Raw genomic sequence first — 231 nt, 5'->3', positions numbered from 1 at the left:
GATATCAGCTCTGTAATCGGTGTAGCGATAGGTGATCAAACAAGTACCAATACAACTGGTAATGTCGGAGTTGTTATAACAGGTCAGTACGGTACTGTTATAATTAATAACGACGGTACATACACTTACGAGTTAACCAGTACAACGGATACCATCCCTTCTGGTGCTACTGACGTATTTACTTATACGATACAAGATAGTGATGGTGATATCTCCAGTGCTGTACTTGAA

General features: G+C 39.8%; 1 protein-coding gene. It reads left to right on the top strand.

Annotated features, from left to right (window positions below; translation table 11 throughout):
* A partial coding sequence (locus AAEY72_RS16535; RefSeq protein ID WP_352311796.1) for an Ig-like domain-containing protein occupies positions 1-231 on the top strand: 231 nt, incomplete at both ends.

This window comes from Psychrobacter sp. W2-37-MNA-CIBAN-0211 (assembly GCF_040309405.1).
Taxonomy (GTDB): Bacteria; Pseudomonadota; Gammaproteobacteria; order Pseudomonadales; family Moraxellaceae; genus Psychrobacter; species Psychrobacter glaciei.
Note: the sequence above shows the minus strand (reverse complement) of the source record. Positions and strands in the feature narration are given on the sequence as shown.